The 18012-nt window shown below is 58.0% G+C and carries 11 protein-coding genes; 2 read left to right on the top strand and 9 right to left on the bottom strand.

All coding sequences use genetic code 11. From position 1 onward, the window contains the following. Positions 1-4 precede the first annotated feature (4 nt). The 3 genes from G547_RS0107055 to nfuA all read right to left on the bottom strand — a co-directional run bounded on the left by G547_RS0107055 (position 5) and on the right by nfuA (position 3882). Positions 5-1957 (bottom strand): MacB family efflux pump subunit, encoded by a 1953-nt coding sequence (locus tag G547_RS0107055; protein ID WP_027329247.1) that lies wholly within the window; start codon positions 1955-1957, stop codon positions 5-7. Continuing rightward, positions 1957-3141, bottom strand: coding sequence for an efflux RND transporter periplasmic adaptor subunit (locus G547_RS0107050; RefSeq protein WP_027329246.1), 1185 nt, complete (start codon positions 3139-3141; stop codon positions 1957-1959). Before G547_RS0107050 ends, G547_RS0107055 begins: the two co-directional genes overlap by 1 nt. Before the next feature lie 153 nt (positions 3142-3294). Continuing rightward, entirely contained in the window at positions 3295-3882 is a 588-nt protein-coding gene (nfuA, locus tag G547_RS0107045; protein WP_027329245.1) for a Fe-S biogenesis protein NfuA, read from the bottom strand. Between the two features lie 637 nt (positions 3883-4519). Here nfuA and metH point away from each other — a divergent pair. Continuing rightward, the gene (gene metH / locus G547_RS0107040) at positions 4520-8236 is read left to right on the top strand and encodes a methionine synthase (protein ID WP_051234967.1); all 3717 of its coding nucleotides are present in this window, start codon (positions 4520-4522) and stop codon (positions 8234-8236) included. Between the two features lie 438 nt (positions 8237-8674). On the opposite strand, the gene G547_RS0107035 is transcribed toward metH, so the two are convergent. Further along, positions 8675-9517, bottom strand: coding sequence for a lipase family protein (locus tag G547_RS0107035; RefSeq protein ID WP_027329243.1), 843 nt, complete (start codon positions 9515-9517; stop codon positions 8675-8677). A 97-nt stretch (positions 9518-9614) separates the two neighbouring features. Between G547_RS0107035 and G547_RS0107030 the strand changes: the two genes are divergently transcribed. Continuing rightward, positions 9615-10091, top strand: coding sequence for an SRPBCC family protein (locus G547_RS0107030; protein WP_027329242.1), 477 nt, complete (start codon positions 9615-9617; stop codon positions 10089-10091). Positions 10092-10174: 83 nt separating this feature from the next. Here G547_RS0107030 and G547_RS0107025 read toward each other — a convergent pair whose 3' ends face one another. From G547_RS0107025 to G547_RS0107005, 5 genes are all read right to left on the bottom strand, one after another. Beyond that, positions 10175-10558 (bottom strand): ElaB/YgaM/YqjD family protein, encoded by a 384-nt coding sequence (locus tag G547_RS0107025; RefSeq protein WP_027329241.1) that lies wholly within the window; start codon positions 10556-10558, stop codon positions 10175-10177. A 78-nt stretch (positions 10559-10636) separates the two neighbouring features. Next, positions 10637-12628: a hypothetical protein gene (locus G547_RS0107020; protein ID WP_027329240.1), complete on the bottom strand. Its 1992-nt coding sequence runs from the start codon at positions 12626-12628 to the stop codon at positions 10637-10639. A gap of 77 nt (positions 12629-12705) precedes the next feature. Next, positions 12706-13947, bottom strand: coding sequence for an ATP-grasp domain-containing protein (locus G547_RS0107015; protein WP_027329239.1), 1242 nt, complete (start codon positions 13945-13947; stop codon positions 12706-12708). A gap of 259 nt (positions 13948-14206) precedes the next feature. Continuing rightward, positions 14207-15886, bottom strand: coding sequence for a 30S ribosomal protein S1 (rpsA, locus tag G547_RS0107010; protein WP_027329238.1), 1680 nt, complete (start codon positions 15884-15886; stop codon positions 14207-14209). A gap of 712 nt (positions 15887-16598) precedes the next feature. Beyond that, positions 16599-18011 (bottom strand): mannose-1-phosphate guanylyltransferase/mannose-6-phosphate isomerase, encoded by a 1413-nt coding sequence (locus G547_RS0107005; protein ID WP_027329237.1) that lies wholly within the window; start codon positions 18009-18011, stop codon positions 16599-16601. Position 18012: the final 1 nt, after the last annotated feature.

Genomic DNA, 18012 nt, shown 5'->3' with positions numbered 1-18012 from the left:
ACGTTTACTCCGTCGCCAGTGCGTTCACCGGGTTCAACCGGGACGCTTTGCGCGCTGGCAAATAACCAAAGATCAACCCGGTGGCAAAGGCACAACTGAAGGCCAACACCACCGGTAAAACCGAGTAATGAATCGGCGTGCCGAAGTAACCGACGATAGCCGCAACGCCAAGTCCCATGACAACGCCAATCAATCCGCCCAAGGCAGAAACCACCAACGCTTCAATCAGGAACTGCTGGAGGATGTGTCGCGTGCGTGCCCCGGTGGCCATGCGCACGCCGATTTCCCGGGTCCGTTCGGTGACGCTGACGAGCATGATGTTCATCACGCCGATGCCGCCCACCAACAAGGAAATGGCGGCGATGGAACCGAGCAGCCAGGTCAGGGTATCCTGGGTTTCGGAAATGGTGTCGATCAGGGAAGCCATGTTGCGAATCTGGAAATCTTCCGTGCCATGGCGTTGCAACAGCAGTTGATGCACCGCGTCCTGGGTGGCATTCATCTGGCTGGTATCGTCAACGGCAACGGTAATGTTGCGCAAATGCTGCTGACCGAAAATACGCAGACTGCCCGTGGTATAAGGCACCAGCACCACGTCGTCCTGGTCCTGCCCCATGGGCGAGGCGCCCCGCTCGGACATGACCCCGATCACCTGGAACAGGACCTTATGAATCATGATGTACTCGCCCAACGGGTCTTTATCATCAAACAACGAGTCCGCCACGGTCTGACCCAGGACGGCTACTGAGGCGTAGTCGTCCTGCTGTTCCCGGGTGAAAAAGTTCCCGCTCGCCACTGACCACTGACGGGCCTGGGGAAACTGAAAGGAGGTGGAGTTGATCTCCGCTCGATGGTCGGCGTTGCCGTAGCGCAATGTTTGCCCACCGGTCAGTTCCGGAATCGCGGCGATCACGTTGGGCACGATCACATTGATCGCGTCCATGTCTTCGGGCACCAAAGTGGTGACCGTCCAGCGTCCGCCCCTCTGGTCCGGCCCGCCGGGGCGGACCAGCAACAGATTGCTGCCCATGGAACTGATGCGGTCCACCACTTCCTGACGCGCACCGTCGCCGATTGCCAGCATGGTGATCACCGAGGCGACCCCGATGACGATGCCGAGCAATGTGAGCGCGGTTCGGAATAAATTGCTGCTCAGAGAGCGAAACGCGGTTTTGCTGCCTTCCACCAACTCATTGGTAAAGGGCGGGTCACGGTGCCAGTCGGCAGTGGGCTGATCGGAGGGGTCGGTCTGCGTGGTCGATGGAGTTTGCGGTCCCGGATCGGCCACGATACGACCATCACTGATATCGATGCGACGGTGAGCGTGCTTGGCCACTTCGGCGTCGTGGGTGATCAGGACAATGGTATGCCCCTGGGCAGACAGGGATCGCAACAGGTCCATCACATCACGCCCGCTCTGACTGTCGAGCGCGCCGGTGGGCTCATCGGCGAGAATGATCTGCCCTCCGTTCATCAACGCCCGGGCGACCGAGACCCGCTGTTGCTGTCCGCCGGAGAGCTGGCTCGGTCTGTGGTCGAGGCGATCCGCCAGGCCCAGTGTCGATAACAACTCACTCGCCCGCGCTTTGCGTTGCGCGGGTGTCAGCGCGGAATAAATGGCCGGCATCTCGACGTTATCCAGCGCGCTCACACCGGGCAGGAGGTTGTAGCTCTGGAACACAAAGCCGAAGGCTTCCCGTCGCAGTTGCGCCAGCTGGTCTCGATCCAGGTTGGCGACATCGCGACCATTAAAACGGTATAAACCTTCGGTGGGTTTATCCAGACAACCGATGATGTTCATCAGAGTGGATTTACCGGAGCCGGACGCGCCCATGATGGCAACAAACTCGCCTGGGTAGACGGTCAAGTCGATACCGTGCAAAACGCGAGTTTCCAGTTCACCGTTGTGATAACTCTTGGTGACGCCGCGCAGTTCCAGTAACGGTGTGACAGACATCAGCGAAACATCCGGGGAATCCGATCACCCTGTTCGCGACGACTTCGGCTTTCGGGGCCGCTCATCAGCACGGTCTCGCCCTCTTCCAGCCCCGAAAGTATTTCTGCATGAACCCGATCGGTCACTCCGACGCGCACCTGACGAACGTCCGGCTCAGTCCCGGCAGGAACCACCGAAACTCGAGCCGGACGTCCGGCCTCCGAGTCGTCGTTTGAAGCACGGGCGCCCTTGTCGTAACTCAGCACAGACACCGGGACGATCAGGGCGTCGTCGGCGCGGCCAGACACAAAAAATACCTGGGCGGTCATCTGGGGCAGAAGCCGCCGGCCGCTGTTGGGAACATCGAACAGGGCGTAATACAACACCACGTTATTCTCGACCAGCGGCGTTGGCTCAAGACGAGTCAGAGTCCCTTCCCAACGACGCCCCTGATTGCCGAGCGTGGTGAAATACACCGGCATGCCCGGTTCAAGTTTTCCGATGTCCGCCTCGGAGACCTGCGCCTGCACGGTCATGGTCTCCAGGTCGGCAATGCGCATCAATAAGGGGGTCTGCTGGGAGGCATTCAGGGTCTGACCCTGCCGGGCGTCGATGGTGACCACGGTGCCGTTCATGGGTGCGTAGATTTTGGCGTACTCCAGGTTGGCTTCTTCGGCACGCAACGTGGACTGGGTCTGATCAATCTGGGCACTCAATGCTTCGATCTGCGCCTCGGCCGAGCGCAGAGACGCCTCGGCACTTTGGAGGGCTTCGCGGGTGGTCGCATCCTCGGCAAACAGGTTCTGTTGTCGTTTGAGCTGGATTTGCGCCAGGGTCAATTGTGCTTTCCGGTCTTTCAACTGCGCCTGCTGGTTGCGCAACTGGGCACGCGTGCCATCGACCCGGGCGCGATAGACCGTGGGGTCGATCTCCGCCAGGAGTTCCCCCTGCTCCACCTCGTCCCCGATCTGCACGTGTATGGCTTCCAACTGACCGGAGACCTGGGCCCCGACGTCCACATAGGTGCGCGGCTGCAGTACACCCGTGGCGGTCACCACGGATTCGATATAGCCCCGGCGCACCTCGGTAGTCGCGAGGATGCCGCTATCGGAGTCGCTGGGCCAGAACTGAATCAGTGCCAGAAGGGCCAGAATCGCCACGACGAGAAACGCCGCTTTTCGCAGTACCTGTCGGTGAGCCACCATCCGTCATTATCACTCTTGGTTGAATTTGACTTATTTTGAGCTTGGATGAGGCTATTGTGAGGTATTTGTAACGGGTTGGCAGCTGGTTTTACACCAATTTACACCCGCCCCTCAAATATGGAGAAATGTGCAGGGCGGGCGGTGTCGAACAGATTAAATATAGGCGTTGGTGCGGTCAGTGTGGTCTGTGACGTCCCGAATGCCTTTCAATTCGGGCAGCTTGTCCATCAGCGCGGTTTCCACGCCGTTCTTCAACGTCACTTCCACAGCGCCGCAACCCTGGCAGCCGCCGCCAAAGCGCAGAATGGCCAGGTTGTCGTCTGTCAGCTCGACCAGACTCACATTGCCGCCGTGGGATGCCAGTCCCGGATTCACCTCGTTGTAGAGGATGTAGTTCACTTTGTCTTCGAGGGGGCTGTCGTCGTTGATTTTGGGCATTTTGGCGTTAGGCGCCCGGATGGTGAGCTGCCCGCCCATGCGGTCGGAGGAGTAGTCGACCTTGGCGTCTTCCAGGTACGGCAGGCTGCGGCCTTCAAAATAGGCCTTAAAGCCGGTCAGCTCGACCACTTCGTCGTCTTCCTTTTCCTCGCCGGGGCGGCAGTAGGCGATGCAGGTCTCGGCCTGGGGGGTACCCGGGCTGGCGACGAACATGCGGATACCCACGCCTTCGCTGTCTTTCTGCTTGTCCAGCAGTTCTTTGAGGTACTGCTGAGCGGATTCGGTAATCTGTACGTTAACCATAATGGCGGTTGGCACTCCGGTACGTTAGGTAGCTGTATACCTGATTGATTTACTCGGGTATTTTACGGGATATCGGCGTGTTAGACAAAGGGTCCGGGGTTGGAGGTGCATCATGTTCCGGTCAGGGGTGAGGTATGGCCTTTCAAGACACGCCGTAAACCCATCCATGGGGGCTCGAATCGCGGGTCCCCCGCTCCACGGTCTTGAAACGCCATACCCCACCCCTGACCTCAGTGCCATCAATATCCCGAGTCTTTACGGCTATGCCCAAGGAGTAGATGTGTAGGGTAGGAAAGCGAAGCGCCACCTACCGTTTGTCAGGGAATGTAAAGAGGTAGGTGGCGTTTCACTTACCTACCCTACGCTGCTGTTGGTCACCCAAGGCGAGTTTTGGCACTTAGGGCCGATGCGGTGTATACCCTTCCAAGACCGTGGAGCGGGGGACCCGCGATTCGAGCCCCCAGGGATGGGTTTACGGCGTGTCTTGGAAGGGTATACACCGCAGCGGCCCGGACTTCACGACAACCAACAGACCTAGGAAACCCCTTCAGCCCACCTAGAACCTGCGGCGGCGCGCCATTTCTGCTAAAATCCACGCCCTTTCGAACGACGTCAACGCCCACTGAATAGGTACTCCATGACCCTGGAACAAGACCGCCAAACCCGCCTGGACTCCCTCCACCGCCTGGTGCGCGAGCGCATCCTCATACTGGACGGCGGCATGGGCACCATGATCCAGAACCTCAAACTCAGTGAGGCCGAATACCGGGGCAAGCGCTTTGCGGACTACCACCGGGACGTCGCCGGCAACAACGACCTGCTCGCCATCACCCAGCCGGTCATGCTCAAAGACATCTACAAAGGCTACCTGGACGCCGGCGCCGACATCATCGAAACCAACACCTTCAACTCCACTCGCGTCTCCATGGCCGACTACGAGATGGAAGAGCTGGTGCCGGAGCTCAACCAGGCCGCCGCCCGCCTGGCGCGGGAAATTGCCGACGACTACACCGCCGACAACCCGGACAAGCCCCGCTTTGTGGCCGGGGTGCTCGGGCCGACCAGTCGTACCTGCTCCATCTCACCGGATGTGAACGACCCGGGCGCGCGCAATATTACCTTTGACGAGCTGGTGGACAACTACCTGGAGGCGCTGGACGGACTGGTGCGCGGGGGCTCCGACCTTATCCTGGTGGAGACGGTGTTCGATACCCTGAACGCCAAAGCCGCCGTGTTCGCGGTGCAGGAATACTTCGAGAAGAATGGTGTCGAGCTGCCGCTGATGATCTCCGGCACCATTACCGATGCCTCCGGTCGCACCCTGTCCGGCCAGACGACCGAAGCCTTTTACAACTCCCTGTCGCACGCCCAACCCTTTTCCATGGGGCTGAACTGCGCCCTGGGTGCGGAGGAGCTGCGCCCCTATGTGCAGGAACTGTCCCGGGTGGCCGATTGTTGGGTTTCCGCTCACCCCAACGCCGGTCTGCCCAACGAGTTTGGGGAATACGACCAGTCGCCCGAAGAAATGGTGGCGGTGGTCGAGGAGTTTGCGGCCAGCGGGCTGGTGAACATCATTGGCGGCTGCTGCGGGACCACGCCCGAACACATTCAGGCCATCGCCGAAGCTGTCGCCAAGCACGCTCCCCGCGCGAAGCCCGAGATTGAACCGGCCTGTCGCCTGTCCGGCCTGGAGCCGTTCAACATCACCAAGGAGTCGCTGTTCGTCAACGTGGGCGAGCGCTGCAACGTGACCGGCTCTGCCCGGTTCAAGCGGCTGATCATGGAGGAGGATTACACCACCGCACTGGAAGTGGCGCTGGAGCAGGTGGAAGGCGGCGCCCAGGTGGTGGACGTCAATATGGACGAAGCCATGCTCGACTCCGAGAAGGCGATGGTTCGTTTTCTCAACCTGATCGCAGGCGAGCCGGACATTGCTCGGGTCCCCGTGATGGTGGACTCCTCGAAGTGGACCGTCATCGAAGCGGGCCTGAAATGCATTCAGGGCAAACCCATCGTCAACTCCATCAGCATGAAGGAAGGCGAGGAAGAGTTTATCGAGCGCGCCCGTCTGTGCCGCCGGTACGGCGCCGCTGTGGTGGTGATGGCATTTGACGAAGACGGTCAGGCCGACACCGCCGCGCGCAAAAAAGAAATCTGTGAGCGGTCCTATCGCCTCCTGGTGGACAAGGTGGGCTTCCCACCGCAAGACATTATTTTCGACCCCAATATCTTCGCGATCGCGACCGGGATCGATGAGCACAACAACTACGCCGTAGACTTTATCGAAGCCACTCGGTGGATTCGGGACAACCTGCCCCACGCGGGGGTGAGCGGCGGTGTGTCGAACGTCTCTTTCTCCTTCCGGGGCAACAACCCGGTACGCGAAGCCATCCACTCGGTCTTTCTTTACCACGCCATCCGCGCCGGCCTGAACATGGGTATTGTCAACGCCAGCCAGTTGGCGGTGTACGACGACCTGCCCGCGGAGCTGAAAGAGAAAGTGGAAGATGTGGTGCTCAACCGCACCGACAACGGCACCGAGGCGCTGCTGGATATTGCCGAGAAATACAAAGGCGACGGCAGTACCGGCGAGAAAAAAGAAGACCTTGAGTGGCGCAGCTGGCCGGTGGAAAAACGCATCGAGCACTCGCTGGTCAAAGGCATTACCGCCTACATTATCGACGACACGGAAGAAGCCCGGCAGCGAGCCGCGAAGCCGCTGGAAGTGATCGAAGGTCCTTTGATGGACGGTATGAATGTGGTGGGCGACCTGTTCGGCGCCGGCAAAATGTTCCTGCCTCAGGTGGTCAAATCCGCACGCGTCATGAAGCAGTCGGTGGCCTACTTGCAGCCGTACATTGAGGAAGAGAAAACCGAAGCCAGCAAACCCAACGGCAAAATTCTGATGGCCACGGTGAAAGGCGACGTTCACGATATCGGAAAAAATATCGTGGGCGTGGTCTTACAGTGTAATAACTACGAGGTCGTCGACCTGGGAGTGATGGTGCCCACGGAGAAAATCCTGAAAGTGGCCCAAGAAGAGAACTGCGATATTATCGGCCTGTCTGGCCTGATCACCCCGTCGCTCGATGAGATGGTCAACGTCGCCCGGGAAATGCAGCGCCAGGGCATTGATAAGCCATTGATGATCGGTGGCGCCACCACTTCAAAAGCACACACAGCGGTCAAAATCGATCCGGCCTTCAATTTGAACCAGGTCGTGTACGTGGCAGATGCCTCCCGTGCCGTTGGCGTGGCCGGTCACCTGCTGTCCGAGACCAGCCGGGACAAGTTTGTCTCTGACCTGCAGACCGAGTACGAAAAAGTGCGCGTACGTAACGCCAACCGCAAACCGCGTGGCACCCTGCGCACCTATCCCAAAGCGATTGAGAACGCGCCCCAAATGGGGTGGGATGAATACACCCCGCCGGTTCCCGCTTTTACCGGTTTGAAGGTGTTTGATGATTACCCGCTGGAGAAGCTGCTGGATACGTTCGACTGGACGCCCTTCTTTATGTCCTGGGATCTTGTGGGCAAGTATCCCAAGATACTCGATGACGATGTTGTGGGAGAGGCGGCCCGCAATCTGTTTGACGACGCCCAGAAAATGCTCCGCAAGTTGATCGACGAAAGGCGCCTGAAGGCGCGAGGCGTGATCGGCTTCTGGCCGGCCAACACGGTTCAGCACGACGATATCGAGCTGTATGACGAACAAGGCAATGTGATCGACACGCTGCACCATATTCGCCAACAAAACCAGAAGCCGGGCAATGATCCCGCCAACTATTCGCTGGCGGATTTTGTGGCACCCAAAGACAGTGGCAAGCAGGATTATGTCGGTGGCTTTGCGGTCACGGCGGGCATCGGTGCCGAGGAGCTGGCAAAGGAGTACGAGAAGGCCGGGGACGATTACAACAGCATTATGGTCAAGGCATTGGCGGACCGTTTGGCAGAGGCCTTCGCGGAGCATATGCATCGCCGGGTTCGCAAAGAGTTTTGGGGCTACGAGCCGGATGAGCAGCTGTCGAACGAGGAGTTAATTCGGGAGAAGTATACGGGCATCCGCCCTGCCCCCGGTTACCCGGCCTGCCCGGATCATACAGAGAAGGCGACGCTGTTCCGGGTGCTGGATGCGGAGAACAACACTGGCCTGGAGTTGACGGACAGTTTTGCGATGTATCCCACGGCGGCGGTCTCCGGTTGGTATTTTTCTCATCCGAAGTCGAAGTATTTCAATGTGGGTAAAATTCAGAAGGATCAGGTGGAGAGCCTGGCCAAGCGCAAGGATATGAGCCTGGTGGAGATGGAGCGTTGGTTGAGTCCTATCCTGGGGTATGAACCTGGGGCTGATTAACGTCGGAGCATCATGACCTGCTAGGTTTTGTTGTGGTGCCTCTTCACGTCCGGTCCTGCGGGGCTTGTACTGTTTGTAGACCCGCCGTGAATCCATCCATGGAGGCTTCTCATCGGCATCCATGCCTCAGAGAGTCTACAAACAGTACAAGCCCCGCAGGACCTAAGTGCCACAATTATCCTCACACATTCAGCCACCTTTTTCTTGATGGACGTCTCTGACTCGTAGGGCGCGGTAAGCGCGAAGCGCGCCACCCGCCGCTCTAATAGATTATTGTTGCGTGGCACTGAGGCCAGGAGTGGGATAGAGGGTATCCAGACCGTGGAGCGGGGGACCCGCGATTCGAGCCCCCAGGGATGGGTTTACGGCGTGTCTGGATACCCTCTATCCCACTCCTGGCCGGACATAACGCCATCACGGAGTCGTTCGAGCTAAAAACTAACGACCATTCAAATGACGAAGGGCCCGCTGCGCCATCTGGGTCATGCGATCAATCAACCTCGCCAGCACCCAGCGCATCAACTCACGGGTGAGCTCGGCCGTGGTTTTAACGATCGCCCCGATGCCCAACAACTGCATGATTCGCCGCATCAAACGAGCCACCCAAAAACCCACCTCCTTTGAAGCCTCAACCCCCTGACGCAAGGCCAAGGCGATTCGATCCGCCAATGTCAGACCACCCATGACCGCCATCTGAACCGGGGCCAGAAAAACAGCACTGATCTTGCCCAACACCCACCCCATCGCCGCATTGACACGCTCCCAGACGGAAGGGTCCGCCGGGTTGTCCGGCATATCCGAGTTCAACCACCGCTCAAGCGCCTGCTCACCCAATTCCGGGTTGGGCCGGGCTTTCAATGCCAACCAGCTGCAATGGCGGGTGCTCTCCACATAATTACCAATGCGGTGCGCGGCAAATGAAAGGACACCGTGCCCGTAAGGGATACGGTAGCCTTCCCCGGGCATGGGTGCATGGATGAAGGGGTAGATGGGAATCATCGAAGCCGGGTCGGTTTTATGGTGTACTCGGTAAATATTACCGGTATTCAGTTGGTTGGTAAGACGTCGGGCAAAACTCTCCATGCCGACGCGCGGTGCACCGAACGTATAGAGTCTGACGGGGTTGGCGCGGTGGCTTTTGATCCAGTCAGCCACCAGGGAGGCAACGGCGCCGCCCAGGCTGTGGCCGATGCAGTGAATGGGGCCGGAAATATGTGGGTGGTTATCGTGGCCGCGACAGATCGTCCCCCTCCCCTGTGGCCTTGACGGGGGTCGCGCCATAGGGCTTGCTCCTGTCGATTTCGTCTATGCTCAAGCGACTATGCACTGAATCCCGACGACTTCTGACGGGCCTGAAAACCAAAAAAGGAGCCAAACCATGCCTCAACACTCATACTTCGAAGCCGACCCCGCCCTGGACCTGGTACTGGAACGGAAAGTGGACGCTACCCCCGAACAGCTCTGGAAGGCCTGGACCACGCCGGAGCTGCTGAAACAGTGGTTCTGCCCCCGCCCCTGGACCGTCAGCCAGTGCGCCCTCGACCTGGTCCCCGGCGGGCGATTCTTCACCGTGATGCGCTCGCCCAAAGGGGAGGAGTTTCCCAACGAAGGCTGCTTTCTGGAAATCGTTCCCCAGCGTAAGCTGGTTTTCACCGACGCCCTTCTACCGGGTTACCGACCCGCCAAAGAGCCTTTCTTCACCGCCGTAGTCACCTTTACCCCCGAAGCGGATGGCACCCTTTACCGCGCCCTCGCGCGGCACGGCAATGAAGAGACGCTGAAAAAACATGAGCAGATGGGCTTTCATGAGGGTTGGGGAATCGCTTTGGATCAATTGCTGGACGTTGTTCGATAACAACTGTTCGACTAAAGGGAGTCGCTCCCTTTGGTCGAACAGTTGTAGTCGTCCCAGTCGTCTGTTCGTCCTCGGATACGAATTTAACGCTGACGCCACCAGAGGTAGCCGCAGATTGCGCTCAATGCCACCAGCGCTCCGGTGGAGGACGCCACCGGGTGCTCGCGGACATAGCCGCTGGTAGCATCGTAGGCTTGTTTGGCCCTCTGGGCTACAGCGTGGCTTTGATCTTCCATCAAGGTTTTTGCTTCCGAGACCCGGTGATCCAGCGCCTCTCTCACCTCTTCCAGCTCTTTTCCAGTGGCGGTTTTCGACTTTTTGATCAGCCCTTCCAGGTCCGCGATCAGCTCGCGGAACTCCTCAGACATCTTCTCTGCGCTATCCGTGGCCGACGCCCTCAGGGCGGCGAGATCGGAAGACGTATTCGAACCTTTGTTGCCGGTCTTGACCAAATCTTTCACGCTCATATTCGTCTCCTTCAAACAGGTTCTTTAATACTAGCAACCGCAGCGTCGATCACTTGATAAGTGATCGACGTTCAGTCACTAGAAATGGCTTGCCTGAAGCTCATCCGCAGGCAATCGATCGGCGCCCCAGCTTTTGACAATGCGGTCTTTGACCCGCTGCAGCTCATCCTCTGAGACACGCGCCAGCTCACCCGGTTCCAGAGGGTCGAAGTGGAAGATGTAAAGACGCGAGGCAAACTGCTCGAAGGGAAGCGACGCCTCTCCAAAGCGCTCGCCTTTTCCGGCCGTACTGACCAGAACATCGTCGCCCCAATCCTGCCCACTGTCGTTGTTGGGGTTGAAGAAGTACACCCGCATCACCTCTTTCGGGTCCAACGTTACTCGCAGAATGGTAATGGCATGCCACCCCACGAAACGGGCGGCGCTGTCTGTCACAGCGATTCCGGCCGGTTGAGGATGAATGAGCGGCTGGTTGCCGTTGTAATAGGGGTGGTAGCTGGCGTAAAAATGACGTAGGAAATCATCCAGCTCCCAAAGCTGACCCGTGGCGACATCCACATTGATCCGGAAGCCCCGGCCGGACCACCAGCCATGAAACTCGGGGTTCACCCAGCGGTGCGGGTCACCCTCACGATCGATACACCGCCGACCCATTTCCGCATAAATCCGGTCCAGGTGTGGCACAACGAGCAGTGACACGGGGTCCAGGTCCATAGGAATGTCGGAAGCGACGCCGCCTTCACTCTCTCGGGAAGAAATCGGCTGCCCTTCAAAGTGAATGATGATTTCATCATCCCGGGCGGCCCAGACCACCATCTGGAGCAAGTAATCGGGGTCGCTATAGGCCCACATGGAGAGCGCTCGAGCGGACTGGCAGGTTGGGTTGTTGCCCTGCCCCACGCCGAGGGGTTGGCCCAACATGCATAACACGCCCTGCATCAACCAGGCTGACGGCGCTGGCTGGGAGCCGAAAATCAGGGTCAACCGCTCCTGACAGTAAGGTGAAACCGGCAGAGCCAGCTGTCGCCACAATGCCGGGGCCAAGGCTGGCTGGTAGAGAATACCGCGCTCAAGCATCAGGGCGAGCCCGTAAATGCCCTGAGCCGTCTCCGGGAAAATGGCTTGATCAATAGTGGCCCGGACCAGGTCTCCATAGCACAGCAGACAATCCCGCCCGGTGCTGGACAACCCCAAGGCTTCGGAAAGCAGGTAATCACCCTGTTCAAGCAGGTGGCGAAGCAGTATCGGGTGATACGGCGATACCAGGCCGGTATCGTGCATCGCCCGGGCAAAACCGGTGGCTTCATATTGAAGTGCGCCACCGTCCATTGCTTCAAGGCGCTCGCGGTAGACGGCTATCCCCGGATCCTCCCGGCAGGCCTGGGTCGGACCATAGAGGCTGCTGATCAGTCGATCGGCCCCCTGGCCGCTGACCCCTAGATCAATCTCCGGGTTGGTCTGGCAGACGGCGATCTGCGTCACCATCTGCTTGACGCTATCGACCTGTATGGGCCGCTGCTGCAAAATCCGCCAGATTTCTTCGATCAACTGATCGATGATGTGCTCGTAACCGATCCGCTCGGCCAAATGCCGATAGAACGACCGGGTCGCCAGGGCCAAACGCCCCTGCTGCTCGCGCTCGGCCTCACTGGGCGCGCCAAAGAGCAGCTCCAGGTTGATGGCCAAGACCTGGGTCAAGTAGTGATGGGCCTGCTCGGCCGACATATGAGGATGAATGTATTCCCCGAGCGCGATAGCCAGCAACCTCAGCTCACTGATGGCCTCTATGACCACCGTGGGCGCGTCCGGACTTTTCAGGGAATACGTGGTGAGAGACGGCACCAGCGTCTGGGGCTGGGCCCAGTCGGACCCATCGAACACGCCGGCCTCCTCCATCCGCTGGGCGCGGGCTTCCAGCAGGGCACAGCCGCCCTCCTGGAGCAGAACGCGTCGGGCGATGTCCAGCAGCCGCTGGAGCTTGGTGATTTTGGCAAACTCTCGGCTGTCGGCCAGCTGTTGGATGGCGTCATCCAACAGCTGGGACAGCCGCTTCAGTTTATCGGAATCCACTCAGGTTATTACCCTTTCATTTTGAAATAAACGACAGTCTACTATGTCGCGGCAGTTTGACTGCCCAAGACTATCGATTATACATAGAAATCCAGGTCTTCCTGATGTTTGAGCAGGTCCCGCATTGTGTAGGGGTCGTCACCGAAAAAGTAAATCAGCCCCCAATGCGTCCCAAAGGCGGTCCGCTTGGTCACGGTTTCTTCCAGCGGCGGCGTCAGTTCATGGAAATCGAAGTAAGGATGCTCTTCCGTCTCTTCCGGAATTTCCAGCTTGCTGACCACCCGCCGACGCGGATAGACCCCGAAACAGCCCGCGTGGCCTTTGGCGTCGACCACCTCTTTAGGGAAGAAGTTGGTGATTTCCTCTTCCGTCGTTTTTGGATCAAACGAGAGGATCATGCCCTGGTACGCGTTAAACCCGTAGGCACGTTCGAGCAACTCAAACACCTTGAAGCCGGGTGGGCGGTATGCCACTTCCCCAAAGTACATTTCACCATCACTGGTAACAAAGTATTCCGGGTGAACGAAGCCAAATTCGATATCGAAGGTTTTAATCAGCTTTTCTATCTGTTTGGTAATCTGCTCCCGGTATTTTTCCAGCTCGGGTGTAGCGGGAACGAATACCGAATAGCCCAGAGTGACGTATTCGGAAAGATTCAGAAACCGGATTTTACCATTGTGAATCCAGGCTTCCACTGCGAACTCCCAGCCGTCCAGATGCGATTCCATCAGCACGGGGAATTCTTCATCGGGGATCACATCCACTTCGTCTGGCGTGCGAATTACCCGGTGACCCAGACACCCTGCTTTATCAAAGGCTTTCAGGTGAATCGGGTCGTTGGGGTCCCCGTCCAGCTTGAGTAGAGTCTGATTGACCCGCTTGAGAAAACGCACCACATCCTCTTTATCATGGGCCTCTTCGAAAATACCCACCCGGATGCCACCAAGCTGGGCGCGCCGCTTCATCAACGCTTTGTCGCGCAAGAGCATGGCCTGACCAAAAAGACGGGGGTTATCCAACAACACAGAATTGATGGCGCCGGCCCATTCTACCGTTTCCTCAAAAAGCGGAATCGCCACATCCACGCCCATATCCTTCAGCGTTTGCGCGATTTCCATGGAGCGGTCGTTCAGCCGTTCAAAGTTCCAGGAGATATAGGGAATGTCGTGTTCTTTGCAGTAGTCTTCCGCCCAGTCCGGGGCGACCACCACATAGCGCCGATCAAACTTATCGGCCGCTTCAATGGCTCCCAACGACCATCCCAACAATGCAATATAACCCTTCTCGGGGTTTACATTCTGCTCTCCTCGATTCGCCATAGTTGACCTCTTAGTTACAGCTGAGTGGGTTGCCTGCTATCGCTGAAAAAAACAGCCATTAGCGGCACTTACTTATACCTTAGAGGACGAAGGCGTGTACTACCAACAAAAACCGGACTATTTTGGACATTCGCTATACTTTATAGTTATATGTGCCCACACCGGAGATCAAAGGTGTTGATTCAGGCAACAGAATAAATTTCAGGCAAAAAAAAGGCCGGCAAATGCCGACCTTTTTCAGAACAACCTGACTAACGTATTAGTCTTGGTTCTTCATCTGCGCCTTGATCAGGTCACCCAGCGTGGTGGGCGAGCTCTGCTCAGAAGCTTTGGCGCTGTGCTCTTTCACCGCAGTCTTCTCTTCCGCAACGTCTTTCGACTTCACGGACAAGTTGATGGTGCGGTTTTTGCGGTCAACACTGATGATTTTGGCTTCGACTTCTTCGCCTTCTTTCAGTACGTTGCGCGCGTCTTCAACTTTTTCACGGCTCAGTTCAGAGGCCTTCAAAGTCGCTTCCACGTCTTCCGCCAGAGTCACGATGGCCGCCTTGGCTTCGACTTCCTTCACGATACCCTTGACCACGGAACCTTTGTCGTTCTCGGCCAGGTATTCAGAGAAGGGGTCGGTTTCCAGCTGCTTGATGCCCAGTGAGATACGCTCGCGCTCGGGGTCGATGGCCAGAACCACAGTTTCCAGCTCGTCGCCCTTCTTGTACTTGCGTACCGCTTCTTCCCCGGTTTCGTGCCAGGAGATGTCGGACAGGTGCACCAGACCGTCGATACCGCCATCCAGACCGATGAAGATACCGAAATCGGTAATGGATTTGATTTTACCGGTGATCTTGTCGCCCTTGGCGTAGGTGCGAGCAAATACGTCCCAGGGGTTTTCCTGGCATTGCTTCATACCCAGGGAGATACGACGACGTTCTTCGTCGATATCCAGGATCATGACTTCGACTTCATCGCCCACGTTCACAACCTTGGACGGGTGGATGTTCTTGTTGGTCCAGTCCATTTCGGAGACGTGAACCAGACCTTCCACACCCTCTTCCAGTTCGGCAAAGCAGCCATAGTCGGTCAGGTTGGTGACAACGGCCTTGACCTTGACGCCTTCCGGGTAGCGAGCGGTGATGTTGACCCAGGGGTCTTCACCCAGCTGCTTCAGACCAAGAGAAACGCGGTTGCGCTCGCGGTCGAACTTCAGGACTTTTACTTCAATATCGTCGCCGACATTCACGATTTCGCTCGGATGCTTGATGCGCTTCCAGGCCATATCGGTGATGTGCAGCAGGCCGTCAACACCGCCCAGATCGACGAAGGCGCCGTAATCGGTCAGGTTCTTGACGATACCTTTAATGGTCATACCCTCTTGCAGGGTAGCCAGCAGTTCTTCACGCTCTTCGGAGTTGGCTTGCTCCAGAACGGCACGGCGAGACACCACGACGTTGTTACGACGCTGGTCAAGCTTGATTACCTTGAATTCCAGCTCTTTCCCTTCGAGGTGGGTGGTATCGCGCACGGGGCGAACGTCTACCAGAGAGCCCGGCAGGAAGGCACGGATGCTGGACACATCCACGGTGAAGCCACCTTTAACCTTACCGTTGATAACACCTTTAACCACTTCGTCGGCAGAGTGAGCGGCTTCCAGCACTTTCCAGGCTTCAGCGCGCTTGGCTTTTTCACGGGACAGACGGGTCTCGCCGAAACCGTCTTCTACGGTTTCCAGGGCCACTTGCACTTCGTCGCCGATTTGCAGGTCCAGTTCACCGTCTTCATTGAGGAACTGGTTGGCGGGGATGACGCCTTCAGACTTGAGGCCGGCGTGTACCGTAACCCAGTCTTTGTCCATGTCGATGACAACGCCGGTCACGATGGTGCCGGGCTGCATGTCAACGGTTTTTAAGCTCTCTTCGAACAGTTCAGCAAAACTTTCGCTCATGGTCATTCATATACCCTATCAATACCCGGTGGAGCGGTGGGATGTGGTCGCTCTTTACACGGGTTTACCGTACTGCCAGTTGTACGGGCCGGTTAAGTTTGAGCAGGGATCTGGCTTTCGAAGCTGGCGCCAGCCAGGCCTGCTATGCCAGGGATCGTAAACAACGAGTTGGATACACTCTCCAGCAAGCGCGGCAGGCTAGCAGATTGTGGGGGATATGGCAAGAACTGGCTTTGATTGGGCGCTATTTTGGTTTATATGGGCATAGAGAGCCCGGGCTGAGCAGGACATACCCCTCCAAGACACGCCGTAAACCCATGACGTGAAGGGATTCACTAATGCCGCGATGGCATGGATGCCAAAGAGCGGCCCCTGGGGGCTCGAATCGCGGGTCCCCCGCTCCACGGTCTTGGAGGGGTATGCCCTGCTCAGCCCTCAGTGCCAACGTTCAAATCTTTGCGTAGCGTAGGTAAGGCGTTAGCCGCCACCTGCGGAAGAGAGTGTCGGAAAGCGGATAGCCTTAAGGTGGTAGGTGGCGGCTAACGCCTTACCTACCCTACGAGTCATAAGCCCCCGAGCCCAGAATATCGCACCGAGGCTCTAGGTGGGGTAAGGTCTTTCGAGACCGTGGAGCGCGTAGAACCGTATTAACGGCGTGTCTTGGAAAGCCTTACCCCACCTCTGGCCGGACCATCACATCAACTCCAAAAACCTAAGCCCGACCATATTCATCGTCGAAACGCTGGATATCGTCCTCGCCCAGGTAAGGACCAGACTGGACCTCGATGATTTCCAGGGGAATCTTGCCCGGGTTGCTGAGGCGGTGACGGGTGCCGATGGGAATGTAAGTGGACTCATTCTCGGACAGCAGAACGGTATTGTCGTCCAGCTCCACCTTGGCAGTGCCCTTTACCACCACCCAGTGCTCGGCACGGTGGTAATGCATCTGCAACGACAGGCTCGCGCCCGGCTTCACCCGGATGCGTTTGACTTGGTAGCGGGTACCCTCATCCACCGAATCGTAGCAACCCCAGGGGCGATAAACCTCCCGGTGCTGCAGATGCTCAGTGCGGTTGCGCCGCTCGATCTCCGCGATCACCTTCTTGACCTGCTGGGCGTCGTTCTTGTTCGCCACCAGAACCGCGTCCGGGGTGTTGATCACCATCAGATTGTCCACGCCAATGGTCGCCACCAACTTGTCCTGGGAGAACACCAGAGTGTTTTTGGAGCCCACATCAATGGCGTCGCCCACGAAGCTGTTGCCGTTCTCGTCCTTATCGGACAACTCCCAATAGGACTGCCAGCAACCGACGTCGCTCCAGCCGGCGTCCAGCGGTACGCAGACCACGTTGCGGCTCTTTTCCATCACCGCGTAGTCAATGGAAATATCCGGAGCTTGCGCGAAGGCGTCGCGGTCGATACGGACAAAGTCCAGGTCTGTGGTGGCGTTGTCGTAGGCAGCCTGAGCGGCGTGGAGCACCGCGGGGGAGCAGCGCTCCAGTTCCTCGAGAAACGGCTTCACCCGGAACACGAACATGCCACTGTTCCAGTAGTAGTTGCCTTCGGCCAAATAACGTTCGGCGGTGGGCAGGTCCGGCTTTTCAGCGAACTGCTGGACCGGATAGCTGCTCTGCCCGCTACCGCTTCGGTCGGTTTTGATGTAGCCGTAGCCGGTTTCCGGGCGGGTGGGCTGGACGCCGAACGTCACCAGCTTGTCCGCCTCGGCGGCATTGATCGCCGCGTCGATGGCCGCATGAAACGTCTCGATGTCGCGGATCATGTGATCAGCCGCGAGCACCAGCAACGTGGGATTATCGACCAGAGTGCGTGCCTTGACCGCCGCCAAAGCCAGCGCTGGTGCTGTGTTGCGGGCGACGGGCTCCAGCAGAATGGAGGCTTCCGATCGGCCGATTTCATTGAGCTGCTCCGCGACCATGAAGCGGTGCTCTTCGTTGCACACCACAATCGGGTCGCCCAGCTCGGGCACGCCCTCCAGGCGCAGCAAAGTCTGCTGCAGCATGGTGGTTTCCCCAAAGAGCTTTAGCAGTTGCTTGGGGTAGTGCTTCCGGGACAGGGGCCACAACCGGGAGCCGGAGCCCCCGGCGAGAATAACGGGAATGATCATC

This window comes from Marinimicrobium agarilyticum DSM 16975 (genome assembly GCF_000423345.1).
GTDB lineage: Bacteria > Pseudomonadota > Gammaproteobacteria > Pseudomonadales > Cellvibrionaceae > Marinimicrobium > Marinimicrobium agarilyticum.
The sequence above is the reverse complement of the archived record's forward strand: the minus strand, read 5'-3'. Positions and strand labels throughout refer to the sequence as shown.